Source organism: Streptomyces sp. NPDC020958 (assembly GCF_055562175.1).
In genome coordinates this window covers 80,887-92,752 of the sequence record NZ_JBVHFU010000018.1, presented here as the reverse complement: position 1 = coordinate 92,752, position 11,866 = coordinate 80,887, and the positions used below count along the sequence as shown (strand labels likewise).

Here is an 11,866-nt window from a genome sequence, read left to right as displayed (position 1 = left end):
TTACGGGGCGCTTCAGCTCACGGGGCCCGGTACTGCTGTTCCTCGGTGTAGGGGTACTGCTGCTGGTTGTAGTAGCCGTTCTGGTCGTAGTACTGCTGCTGGTCGTACGGGGGCTGTTGCTGCTGCGGCTGGCCGTACTGCTGTTCGTACGTCGGCTCGATCCTGCGGAGGCGGGTGGTGGCGTCGTCCATCACCGGGGCCTGCGGGTACTGCTGCTGGAAGGGCTGGAACTGCTGCTCCGGCGGAGCGGGCGGCGCCGCCGCGGCCTCCTTCTTCCCCTTGGAGCGGGCCCGCAGGAACTCGATGACGATCGGGACCACCGAGATGAGGACGATCAGGATCAGGATCGCCTCGATGTTGTTCTTGACCACGTCGATCTTGCCGAGCCAGGAGCCGAGCAGGGTGACGCCTGCGCCCCACAGGACGCCACCGATGACGTTGAACGTCAGGAACGAGCGGTACGCCATGCCGCTGACGCCGGCGATGATCGGCGTGAACGTGCGGATCACCGGCACGAAGCGGGCCAGGATCAGGGACTTCGGGCCGTGCTTCTCGAAGAACTCGTGCGCCTTCGCGACGTTCTCCTGCTTGAACAGGCGGGAGTCCGGGCGGTTGAAGAGCGACGGGCCGACCTTCTTGCCGAACATGTAGCCCGCCTGGTCACCGAGGACGGCGGCCAGGCAGATCAGCGCGATGGCACCCCACAGCGGGAAGTGCAGCTGGTGCGAGGTGATCAGCAGGCCGCAGGTGAACAGCAGGGAGTCGCCCGGCAGGAAGAAACCGATCAGCAGCCCGGACTCGGCGAAGACGACCAGGAGCAGGCCCCAGATGCCGAACGAGTCGAGCAGGGTGTTCGGATCCAGCCAACTCGGGCCGAGGGCGAGCGTCATAACGTTCCGGGCTCCTGTGGGATGAGGGCACGTCGAGATCCGTGTGCGGGCGCACAAACCTATCAACGTAATGTGTCCGCCCCAGGTTCCACCGGTGGAACCTGGATGCACTGTGCGCCAACCAGCAAGAAGCTGTGGGCCGCCGCCGGCGGCCCCCGGGATCACGCCGCGTGCCGGGCCGCGTTCGCCTCGATCGCCTCCTTCAGGTGTTCGGCGAGGCCCGGGGCCATCGAGTCGTAGAACGCCTTGAAGCGTTCGTCGGCGACGTACATCCCGGCCAGGCAGCGGTGCATGGCGTACGGGCAGTCGTAGAACCACCGCGAGATGTGCAGGCGGTGTTCCTCGGCCATGCCCATGGCCCGTTCGCCGGTCGCCGGCTCGGCCGCGGTCACCAGGGCGGCGTAACGCGCGCCCCAGTCGTCGGCCTCGGCCTTCATCCGCTGCCAGTCGGCCTTGGTGTAGCGGGCCGCGCGGCGCTGCGACTCGGCGTAGGCCTCGGTGCCGCCCCAGCGCTGTTCGGCCTCCTCGGCGTACTGCTCGGGATCCTTGTCGCCGAAGACCTCGAAGCGTTCCTCGGGGGTGAGGTTGATGCCCATCCTGCGTGCCTCCATGGCGTGTTCCACGGCCTCGGCCATCTTCTGCAGCTTCTCGATCCGGGCGGTCAGCAGGTCGTGCTGGCGGCGCAGCTGCGCGCGCGGGTCCGCGTCCGGGTCGTCGAGCAGGGCCGCGACCTCGTCGAGCGGGAAGCCGAGCTCCCGGTAGAACAGGATCCGCTGCAGCCGGTCGAGGTCGGCGTCGCCGTAGCGCCGGTGTCCGGCGGGGCTGCGTTCACCCGGGACCAGCAGGCCGATCTCGTCGTAGTGGTGCAGGGTACGCACGGTGACGCCGGTGAACCCGGCGACCTGTCCGACGGAGTAGCTCACGTCCGCTCCTTTCCGTGCTCCACCCTGGATCCTCACGCCACGTGAGGTGCAAGCCCGTTTCCGTTCCGGATGTTGGGTCGGTTTTGCCCGCTTATGGTGGGCGCGTGGCCCAGGACACCGCGCAGCAGGCGCTCCCCACCCCGCCCTCGGCCCCCGCGCGCGCCCTGCTGCCGCTGATCCTGCCCTCACTCGCCGTCGGGGTCGGCAGCAGCCTGCTGTTCCTGCTGGTGAGCTCACTGGCCGACCGGCTGCAGCACGTGCTGTGGAACAACCTCCCGGACGCGCTCGGCATCGGACGGTACTCGGTGCTGTGGGTGCTGGTGATGCTGACCGCCACCGGGATCGCGGTGGGACTGGTGGTGTGGAAGGTGCCCGGGCACGCGGGACCCGATCCGGCCACCCTCGGCCTGGAGGCGGTGGCGCTGCCGCCCGCCGTGCTGCCGGGGCTGGTGCTGGCGACCGCGCTGATGCTGGCGGGTGGGCCGAGTCTCGGTCCGGAGAACCCGCTCATCGCCGTCAACGTCGGGCTGGCGCTGTGGCTGGGGCGGCTCGCGATGCCCCGGCTGCCGGGATCCCTGTGGCCCGCGCTGGCCGACGCGGCGACGCTCGGCGCGCTGTTCGGGACGCCGGTGGGGGCGGCCCTGGTGATCTCCGAGGCGCTGGCCGGCAAGCCGTTGAAGGGCGCGCTGTGGGACAACCTCTTCGGGCCGCTGCTGGCCGCCGCGGCGGGCGCGATGACGACCGACCTGCTGGCCCGTCCGACCCTGGACCTCGGGCTGCCCGCGCTCGGCAGGACGCGCTGGCCCGATCTGCTGGCGGCCCTGGTGATCGCCCCCGCGGCGGCGCTGCTCGGCATGTGCGCCGTCCGCGCCTTCCCGTACGTCCACGGCGCCTTCCGGCGCCTCGGGCACCCCATGGTGGCGCTTCCGGTCGGCGGACTCGTGCTGGGCCTGCTGGGGGCGCTGGGCGGCCAGCTGACGCTCTTCAAGGGGCTGGACCAGGTGGCGGTGCTGGCGAAGGACCCCGAGGGCTGGTCGGCGGGACAGTTCGCCGTGATGACGGTCGTCAAGCTGGCCGCGCTGACCGTGGCCGCCTCCTGCGGTTTCCGCGGCGGCCGGATCTTCCCGTCGGTGTTCATCGGCTCGGCCTTCGGGCTGTGCGCCCACGCCCTGGTGCCCGCCGTCCAGCCGTCGGTGGGCGTGGCGGCGGGTGTCCTGGGCATGTTGTTGGCGATCACCCGGCAGGGCTGGGTGAGTCTGTTCACGGCCGCGGTACTCGTGGCCTCGCCGAGCATCATCGTGTTGCTCTGCATCGCGTCGCTGCCCGCGTGGCTGCTGGTGACCGGGCGGCCCAGAATGCAGTTGCGGGCGGACGGCACCGCCCTGCGCTGATCCCGCGCAGCGAACCCAAGTGAACTCTCCCAGGAGGCACCACTCATGCCGCTCCACAAAGGCCCCCAGAAGCACCAAGAGCGAGCGATGTCCGTCAACCCGTTCTTCGGGGAGGCGAACCCGGTCGGCGGCATGACCGAGGCCCCGCCCACACACCGGCTGCCGGACGCCCCGCTGCCGCCGAGCACGGCGTACCAGCTGGTCCACGACGAGCTGATGCTGGACGGCAACGCCCGGCTGAACCTGGCCACTTTCGTGACCACCTGGATGGAACCCCAGGCCGGCGTCCTGATGCAGGAGTGCCGGGACAAGAACATGATCGACAAGGACGAGTACCCGCGCACCGCCGAACTGGAGCGGCGCTGCGTGGCGATGCTCGCTGACCTGTGGAACGCGCCGGACCCGTCGGCCGCCGTCGGCTGTTCGACGACCGGGTCCAGCGAGGCCTGCATGCTGGCCGGGATGGCGCTCAAGCGCCGCTGGATGCAGCGCAACGCCGACCGCTACCCGGGCAGTGCCCGGCCGAACCTGATCATGGGCATCAACGTCCAGGTCTGCTGGGAGAAGTTCTGCAACTTCTGGGAGGTGGAGGCCCGGTACGTGCCCATGGACGGCGACCGCTACCACCTGGACCCGCAGGCCGCCGCCGACCTCTGCGACGAGAACACCATCGGGGTCGTCGCCATCCTCGGCTCCACCTTCGACGGGTCCTACGAGCCGGTCGCCGACCTCTGCGCCGCCCTGGACGCCCTCCAGGAGCGCACCGGGTTCGACGTCCCGGTGCACGTGGACGGCGCCTCCGGCGGGATGGTCGCGCCCTTCCTCGACGAGGACCTGGTGTGGGACTTCCGGCTCCCGCGCGTGGCCTCGATCAACACCTCGGGCCACAAGTACGGGCTGGTCTACCCGGGCGTCGGCTGGGCGCTGTGGCGGGACAAGGAGGCGCTGCCCGAGGAGCTGGTCTTCCGCGTCAACTACCTGGGCGGCGACATGCCGACCTTCGCCCTCAACTTCTCCCGCCCCGGCGCGCAGGTGGTGGCGCAGTACTACACGTTCCTGCGGCTCGGCCGGGAGGGCTACCGCGCGGTGCAACAGACCTCCCGGGACGTGGCCACGGAGCTCGCCCGGCGGATCGGGGAGCTGGGCGACTTCCGGCTGCTGACCCACGGCGACGAGCTGCCCGTGTTCGCCTTCACCACCGCCGACCACGTGACGGCGTACGACGTCTTCGACGTGTCCCGGCGGATGCGCGAGGGCGGCTGGCTGGTGCCGGCCTACACCTTCCCGGCGAACCGGGAGGACCTGTCGGTGCTGCGGGTGGTGTGCCGCAACGGCTTCTCGAAGGACCTGGCCGACCTGTTCATCGAGGACCTCTCCCGGCTGCTGCCGGAGCTGCGCCGCCAGCCGCATCCGTCGACCAGGGACAAGGACGCGGCCACCAGCTTCCACCACTAGGGAGTGTTGATCACGAGCCCTGTTCCAGCGCCACCAGTTCGAAGGCCGTCTTCCCGTCCAGGGACTCGCGGATGATGTCGGCGTGGCCCGCGTGGCGGGCGGTCTCGCGGATCAGGTGGAGGCAGACCCAGCGCATGGAGACCCGGCCCTCCGGCGGGAACCAGGGCTGCGGCGGGAGCGGGAAGGTGTCGTCGAGGCTGGGGACCGAGCGGATGAACTTCTCGGTCTCGGCGGCGACCTGCTCCCAGTGGGCGAGCTGGGAGGCCACCGTCTCGTCGCCGACCAGCTGGAAGGTCTCGTGCCAGTTGGACTGGTCGCGCTGGATCGCCGGCGGCTCCTGCCTGGCGCGGGCGATCCAGCTCTGCTCGACCTCGGCGCAGTGCTTGAGCACGCCCGCCAGGGACAGCTCGCTCGCGCTGGGTTTGCTCGACGCCTGCTCGTCCGTGAGTCCGAGCAGCGCCCGGCGGATGCCGCCGCGCTGTTCCTCGATGAAGGAGAGCAGTGCTCCGCGCTCGTCGCCCTGTGCTTCCGCGGGAACGTGGGTGACCATGTCCGGCCGCCTTTCCTCGGTGGTGTTTCCCCGACACGACCGAAGCTACGGGCCCTCTAGGACAGATCGCGTCCTAAAGGGCCCGGATGGCCGAACTCCGGGACCGGCACCGGCTAGAAGGGGAAGCCGCTGCGGCCGTGCTGCACCGAGATCCACTTCAGGGTGGTGAAGGCCTCCAGCGTCGTCTCACCGTTCAGGCGGCCGATGCCGGAGTTCTTCTCGCCGCCGAAGGGGACCAGCGGCTCGTCGTGCACGGTGCCGTCGTTGACGTGGAACATCCCGGTGTCGATCTTCCGGGCGAAGGCCACGCCCCGCTCGACGTCCCCGGTGTGCACGGCGCCGCTGAGGCCGTAGGGGGTGTCGTTGACGAGTCGTACCGCCTCCTCCTCGCCGTCGAAGGGGATGAGGAAGGCGACCGGGCCGAAGACCTCCTGGCGCAGCAGCGCGGAGTCGGCGGGCACGTCGGTGAGGACCGAGGGTTCGACCAGGTTGTCGGTGGTCGCGCCGTGCACCAGGGCGGTGGCGCCCTCCGCGATCGCCTGCTCGACGGTGGCCGAGATCGACTCCGCCTGCCGCGAGTTGATCAACGGGCCGATGACGGTCCCCGGGTCGCGCGGGTCCCCGGCCCTGAGGGACTTCACCTTGGTGACGAACTTCTCGGTGAACGCGTCCGCGATCGAGCGGTCGACCAGGACGCGGTTGGCGGCCATGCAGACCTGGCCCTGGTGGACGTACCGGCTGAAGACCGCCGCATCGACCGCGTAGTCCACGTCGGCGTCGTCGAGGACCACGATGGCGCTGTTGCCGCCCAGTTCGAGCACCGAGCGCTTGAAGAGCGCGGCGCAGACGGTGGCCACGTGCCGGCCGACCTTGTCGGAGCCGGTGAACGAGATGACCTTGGGGATCGGGTGCTCGATGAAGGCGTCGCCGATCTCGGCGATGTCGGTCACGACGACGTTGAGCAGTCCGCCCGGCAGGCCGGCGTCCTCGAAGATCTTCGCGACCAGGGTGCCGCCGACGATCGGGGTGTTCTGGTGCGGCTTGAGCACCACGCCGTTGCCCAGCGCGAGCGCCGGCGCGACCGACTTGAGGGCCAGCAGGAAGGGGAAGTTGAAGGGGCTGATCACGCCCACGACGCCGACCGGTTCGCGGTAGAGGCGGTTCTCCTTGCCGTCCGCCGGGGAGGGCAGGATCTTGCCCTCGGGGCGCAGCGCCAGGTGGACCGACTCGCGCAGGAACTCCTTGGCGAGGTGGAGTTCGAAGCCTGCCTTCAGGTGCGTGCCGCCGAGTTCGGCGATGATCGCGTCGGTGATCTCGCCCTCGCGCTCCTCGACGAGGCGCAGCGCCTTCTCGAAGACCGCGCGCCGGGCGTAGGGGTTGAGGGCGGCCCACTGCTTCTGGGCGCGGGCGGCGGCCCGGTAGGCCTGATCGATCTCGTCGACCGCGGCTATCGTGATCGAGGCGAGCTTCTCACCGTCGTACGGGTTGAAGTCGATGATGTCCCAGGAACCGGTCCCCGGGCGCCACTCACCGTCGATGTACTGCTGTGCCAGGTCGGTGAAGTACGACGACATGTGATCCCCAAATCACTAGCAGACGCATGAGCGACATCACGGTCTGATCACGCGTCATCGTACTTGCGTGACATGCCAGTTGGGGACGGAGAGCGAACTTCTGGGGAGAGCCCTAGGAGAGCTGGAGGAGCCCCCGCAGGAGGTCCCGGCTCTCGTCCGGGCCCGGGCTGTCCTGCTGGAGTTCCTTCAGGGCCAGCTCGTACTGGGCGACGTCCTCGCGTTTGTCGAGGTAGAGGGCGCTGGTGAGCTGTTCCAGGTAGACCACGTCGGACAGGTCCGACTCGGGGAAGCTCAGGATCGTGAAGGAGCCGCCCTCCCCGGAGTGCCCGCCGAAGCTGAACGGCATGATCTGGAGCCGGACGTTGGGGTGTTCGGAGATCTCGACCAGGTGCTGGAGCTGGCCGCGCATCACCTCGCGGCTGCCGTAGGGCCGGCGCAGGGCGGCCTCGTCGAGGACGATGTGGAAGTCGGGGGCGTTCTCGGCCACCAGGTACTTCTGCCGCTCCAGGCGCAGGGTGACCCGCCGTTCGACGTCCGCCTCGCTCGCGCCCTTCATGCCGCGCCGCACCACCGCGCGCGCGTACTCCTCCGTCTGCAGCAGGCCGTGGACGAACTGCACCTCGTACGCCCGGATCAGGTGGGCGGCGCCCTCCAGGCCGACATAGGTGGGGAACCAGGTCGGCAGGACGTCGGAGTAACTGTGCCACCAGCCCGCCACGTTGGCCTCCCGGGCGAGGGAGACGAGCTGCTCGCGCTCGGCCTCGTCCGTGATGCCGTACAGCGTCAGCAGGTCTTCCACGTCCCTGGTCTTGAAGCTCACCCGACCCAGCTCCATACGGCTGATCTTCGACTCGGAGGCGCGGATCGAGTAGCCCGCGGCCTCACGTGTGATCCCCCGGGCCTCGCGCAGCCGCCTGAGTTGCGAGCCGAGCAGCATTCGCCGCACCACCGATCCGGGCTCTCCCGCGCTCACGTTCGCCAGCCTCCCCAACCGTCCTCAGGGCCCGCAGTCTGCCACTAAAACACTTCGAGCAGTACTCGTCCGGTTACGGAAACGGAAAGAGTCCGCAGTCTAAGCACAGGAAGTGGCAAGCAGGTAGTGAGCCATCGACGCCAAGTTGGCGGAAAAAATGGCCAAGAAGCGGTACGGGAGGGTCCAATTCGGTCTCGTGCACGTGCATCTGCCCTTGCATCTGCTGTACGCATCCGAAACCATGGTCCCGCGCCACCGCTGCATCGCAACGACCGCGAATTCCCGGGAGTGCCTCGCATGGGGACGAATGGATCGACCATGCTCAAGCCGTTACGGCAGGGCCTTCCGCCGCTTGATCCCGCGGCCGTGTCCGACGCCGCCTCCTGCGCCCTGCCCGCCCGCTACGAAGCGGTGCGCGAGGCCCGGTCCTTCACCCGCAAAACCCTCGGTCAGTGGGACGTCGGCGACCGCTTCGACGACGTCTGCCTGGTCGTCTCGGAGCTCGTCACCAACGCGCTGCGGCACGCGGTCCCCGGCGAGAGCGAGCGGTCCGCCGGACCGCAGGCGCCGGCCGTGCGGCTGCACCTGATGCGGTGGTCCGAGCGGCTGGTGTGCGCGGTGCGCGACCCCAGTCACGCGACCCCGGTCCCCGGCGACTCCGACGACTCCTCGGCCGAGTCGGGCCGCGGGCTGTTCCTGGTCGACTCCTTCAGCGACAGCTGGGGCTGGCATCCGCTGGCCGGCACCCTGAACGGCAAGGTCGTGTGGGCGCTGTTCCGGCTCCGGGCGGCGGCCGAGTAACGGACCCGGCGTCTTCCGACGCCGGGTGTCTACGCGCGTCGCCCGCTACGGCACCCGCCCCCTGCCCGGGTGCGCCCCGGACGGGAGCGCGGTCAGCTCACGATCAGGTGGTCGAACTCGCCGTCCTTGACACCGAGGAGCATCGCCTCGATCTCCGCGCGCGTGTAGACGAGGGCCGGGCCGTCCGGGAAGCGTGAGTTGCGGACCGCCACGTCACCGCCCGGCAGCCGGGCGAACTCGACGCAGGAGCCCTGCGAGTTGCTGTGCCTGCTCTTCTGCCAGGCCACTCCGTCCAGCTGCGTCGCAGCCATGCCGTTGTACACGTCAAACCCCTCGTACACGCCGTCAACGTCGAGGTCCACAGGTCGCTCCCCGGTGGTGCACTAACTGGCTGATGTGACCAGTGATGCCGTGGTCAACTGACCCGGATCATAACCTTGTTCATGTGCAGATGCATGAGCAGATGCACGTGCACGGGGGGTGTCCCTGCGGTTACAGCTTTGACGTCCGCTTTACCCGACCCGTTCCAGCGTCTGCCCCGGAGCACGCATGACATGCGATCGTCCAAATCGAAACCATCGTGTACATGGAACAGACGCACACGGCGGCCCGGGTGTTCCAGCGTCCTTGTGAGGGTCCGGTGAGCGAGACCGGCCGCCGCGGCCACAGCGGATCCCTACCCGGCGTACACGAGTCCTCCGGGCGAGTGCTGGTAGCTTGCCGCTGTCGTCCGGGCAGCCGGGCGACCGACCCCTAGAGCTCGGGAGCGTTGCGGTGACTACGGCTACGGCTACGGCGAGTACGCCCATGACGCACACGGCCACGACGCGCACGCGGGCGGCTGCGGCCGTACGGGTCGCGGCGGCCGCCGCGGGGCTGGCGGGCGCGCTCACGCTGACCGCGTGCAGCGGCGGTGACTCCGGCGGCTCCCCCGCCACCCCTTCCGGGACGTCGTCCGCGACCGCCACCGACTCCGCCGGTTCCGGCAGCGCCACGGCCTCGTCCGACGCGCTGCAGGGCAGCTGGATCACCACGAGCGGCGGCCGGATCGTCGCCCTCGTGGTCACCGGCAAGCAGGCCGGGCTCTTCGAAACCGGCGGGGCGGTGTGCAGCGGGACCGCCGGCGCGGAGGCCGGGATGCGGATGATCCACCTCCGCTGCACGGACGGCAGCAAGGACCGGGTCACCGGAATGGTCGACACGGTCAGCAAGGGCAGCATGAAAGTCACCTGGTCAGGAAAATCCGGTGAGGAGACCTACACCAGGGCGGAGGGCGGCAAGCTGCCGTCCGGGCTGCCCACGGCGAACCTCGGGCGATAGGGCCCTGCCCGGCGGCCGGGGCCCGCTCCCGCCCGGTCGCGCGGGCCGGCGGGAGCACGCCGGGAGACGGTCGACGACGGGGCCGGGCGAGCGGCACCGGGCCGCGGGCGTGATGATGCTGGGACACCGTCACGACCTCGATGGGGATCTGCTCATGCGCGCCATTCCGCTCACCGTCACCGCCCTCGCCGCCGCCCTGGCCCTGACCGCCTGCGACAACGGCGGCTCAGGGACCAACAGCAAGAACGGCTCGGCCTGTGAGATCGGCAAGGTCTCCGTCCAGGTCGGCCCCGCGAGCGTCGCGCCGGCCGCGGGGGACACCGGCGAGGTGCCGGTGAGCCTCACCAACCAGAGCGCGCCGTGCACCCTGGACGGGTTTCCCGGCGTCACGCTGAAGGCGGGCGGCACATCCGCGACGGTCCCGGCGCAGTCCGGCGCGAAGACCGACAAGCTGAAGCTCGCCAAGGGCGACTCCGCGACCTTCTCGATCGGCTACGTGCGCGGCAAGGACGGCGACAGCGCGAGCCTCGCGGCCACCTCCGTCACGGTGTCCCTGCCGGGGAGCGACGCGACGCAGAGCTTCCCGTGGAAGTACGGCGCCGTCGCGGGCAAGGGCGGCTCCGCGGAGAAGCCGAACGCGACGGTGAGCACCTTCCAGCAGGCAGGCGACTGACCGAACGGACCGCCCGCGAGGCGGGGGGCGAGCGGCCCGGCCGCCGAATGGTCCACGGGCGGCATCCGGGGCCGCCCCGCGGCCTCCGGGGCCCGCCAAGCCGAGCGCACCGCGGTGGCGCGGCTTACGGGGGCCGCGCGGTGCGGCGGGGCCCCGTTTACTGCGGGAGTCGGGGGCGGGACCCGACCTGGGCTCGGTCGGCGGCTCTCGTGCCCTCCGTCCAGCCCGCCTCGTCGGTCACCCCACGCAGGCGGGAAGTGGTCGTCTCGGGGAACATCTGCTCCATGCGGTCGGTCACGGCCAGCTCCCTGCTCGCCAGGACCGGGAGCAGGTCCGCCGTTGCCGCGGTCCCGGTCACGGCCGACTCCGCGACGGCGGCCAGCCGGTCGCCGACCCGGTGGGCGTAGGCCGCCAGGAAGGACTGCCGGAAGGCCTTCGTGCGCCTGCGGCCACCCGCCCGCTGTGCCGCCTCCGCCTTCGTCATCGCGTGGGTGGCCTGCACCAGCAGGGAGGTGTAGAGCAGTTCGACCGCCTCCAGGTCCGCCTCGAACCCGACGACCGTGGAGAAGGCCAGCGGCTCGTTCCACACCGCACGGCAGTGGTTGGCGGTGGCGACCGCGTCCAGCAGCACCGCCTTGGCCTGCTCGTACGGCGGCTCGACCGCTATCCGGCAGGCGCCGGGCGCGTGCGGTGCGGGTGCCCCCGCGGCGAGCAGCGCCTCGTCCACGCTGTGCCGGGCCATCAGCTCCTGCGCCTTGGCGCTGAGCGCCTCCGCCTCCTCCGGGTAGCCGGTCGCCTCGGCCTTGGCGAGCAGCGCCCGGATCCGGGTGAGCATGCGGGACTCCGGCCGGTGCGGGTCCACGCGGGTGCCCGGCTCGTCGAGCGGCTCCAGGGCGGGCAGTCGCAGCAGCAGCCGGTACAGCTCCAGGACGGCGGTGGCGTGCGAGAAACGGTCGCCCACGCGCGCGGTGCCGTCGGGCAGCGCGTCGAGCTGGGCCTTCCAGCGGGGGCCGCGCGGACGGTCGTCCGGCACCTGCGCCCTGATGAGTGCGGCGGCGAGGCGGACGTGCGGGTCGTCCAGCTCGCGCCGTACCAGTCGTACGACGTCGGCGGGCTGCCAGCCGCGCCGCCAGGCCGCCGCGACGAACTCACGGCCGCGGCGCTCGAGTTCCACGTCCGCGGCGGAGTCGGCCGCGAGGAGGGACGCGCCCGTGTCGAGGCCGGAGTCGGTGCCGTCGTACAGGGCGGTCTGGAAGGCTCGGTCGACGGTGCTGGGCTCGCTGCTGGTCACGTGTCGATCGTGCCATGCGGCACGG

12 protein-coding genes are annotated in these 11,866 nt (G+C 70.6%); 5 read left to right on the top strand and 7 right to left on the bottom strand.

Translation table 11 applies throughout. The annotated features are described in order from the left end of the window. Positions 1-17 precede the first annotated feature (17 nt). Complete coding sequence (locus ACZ3KP_RS35400) at positions 18-890, bottom strand: DedA family protein (RefSeq protein WP_467504640.1); 873 nt, start codon at positions 888-890, stop codon at positions 18-20. 161 nt (positions 891-1,051) lie between these two features. Continuing rightward, positions 1,052-1,813: a MerR family transcriptional regulator gene (locus ACZ3KP_RS35395; RefSeq protein WP_467504638.1), complete on the bottom strand. Its 762-nt coding sequence runs from the start codon at positions 1,811-1,813 to the stop codon at positions 1,052-1,054. Positions 1,814-1,917: 104 nt separating this feature from the next. Between ACZ3KP_RS35395 and ACZ3KP_RS35390 the strand changes: the two genes are divergently transcribed. Both ACZ3KP_RS35390 and ACZ3KP_RS35385 read left to right on the top strand, forming a co-directional pair. Continuing rightward, positions 1,918-3,204, top strand: coding sequence for an ion channel protein (locus ACZ3KP_RS35390; RefSeq protein ID WP_467504637.1), 1,287 nt, complete (start codon positions 1,918-1,920; stop codon positions 3,202-3,204). A gap of 45 nt (positions 3,205-3,249) precedes the next feature. After that, positions 3,250-4,659 carry a glutamate decarboxylase gene (locus tag ACZ3KP_RS35385; protein WP_467504635.1) on the top strand — a complete coding sequence of 470 codons (1,410 nt, stop codon included), beginning with the start codon at positions 3,250-3,252 and terminating at the stop codon, positions 4,657-4,659. Positions 4,660-4,669: 10 nt separating this feature from the next. On the opposite strand, the gene ACZ3KP_RS35380 is transcribed toward ACZ3KP_RS35385, so the two are convergent. The 3 genes from ACZ3KP_RS35380 to ACZ3KP_RS35370 all read right to left on the bottom strand — a co-directional run bounded on the left by ACZ3KP_RS35380 (position 4,670) and on the right by ACZ3KP_RS35370 (position 7,720). After that, positions 4,670-5,209, bottom strand: coding sequence for a DinB family protein (locus tag ACZ3KP_RS35380; RefSeq protein WP_467504634.1), 540 nt, complete (start codon positions 5,207-5,209; stop codon positions 4,670-4,672). Between the two features lie 113 nt (positions 5,210-5,322). Continuing rightward, positions 5,323-6,783: an aldehyde dehydrogenase family protein gene (locus ACZ3KP_RS35375; protein WP_467504632.1), complete on the bottom strand. Its 1,461-nt coding sequence runs from the start codon at positions 6,781-6,783 to the stop codon at positions 5,323-5,325. Positions 6,784-6,895: 112 nt separating this feature from the next. Then, a complete protein-coding gene (locus tag ACZ3KP_RS35370) occupies positions 6,896-7,720 on the bottom strand; it encodes a helix-turn-helix domain-containing protein (RefSeq protein ID WP_467504708.1) in 825 nt (274 codons plus the stop codon). 354 nt (positions 7,721-8,074) lie between these two features. On the opposite strand from ACZ3KP_RS35370, the gene ACZ3KP_RS35365 reads away from it, so the two are divergent. Further along, entirely contained in the window at positions 8,075-8,557 is a 483-nt protein-coding gene (locus tag ACZ3KP_RS35365) for an ATP-binding protein (protein ID WP_467504630.1), read from the top strand. 92 nt (positions 8,558-8,649) lie between these two features. On the opposite strand, the gene ACZ3KP_RS35360 is transcribed toward ACZ3KP_RS35365, so the two are convergent. Beyond that, on the bottom strand, positions 8,650-8,919 hold the full coding sequence (locus ACZ3KP_RS35360) for a DUF397 domain-containing protein (protein ID WP_046730917.1): 270 nt from the start codon (positions 8,917-8,919) through the stop codon (positions 8,650-8,652). A gap of 445 nt (positions 8,920-9,364) precedes the next feature. On the opposite strand from ACZ3KP_RS35360, the gene ACZ3KP_RS35355 reads away from it, so the two are divergent. After that, positions 9,365-9,877: a hypothetical protein gene (locus ACZ3KP_RS35355; protein WP_467504628.1), complete on the top strand. Its 513-nt coding sequence runs from the start codon at positions 9,365-9,367 to the stop codon at positions 9,875-9,877. Between the two features lie 154 nt (positions 9,878-10,031). Continuing rightward, on the top strand, positions 10,032-10,550 hold the full coding sequence (locus ACZ3KP_RS35350) for a DUF4232 domain-containing protein (RefSeq protein ID WP_467504626.1): 519 nt from the start codon (positions 10,032-10,034) through the stop codon (positions 10,548-10,550). Between the two features lie 157 nt (positions 10,551-10,707). Here the strand turns inward: ACZ3KP_RS35350 and ACZ3KP_RS35345 are convergent, their stop codons facing one another. Then, entirely contained in the window at positions 10,708-11,841 is a 1,134-nt protein-coding gene (locus tag ACZ3KP_RS35345; protein ID WP_467504625.1) for a DUF2786 domain-containing protein, read from the bottom strand. Positions 11,842-11,866 lie beyond the last annotated feature (25 nt).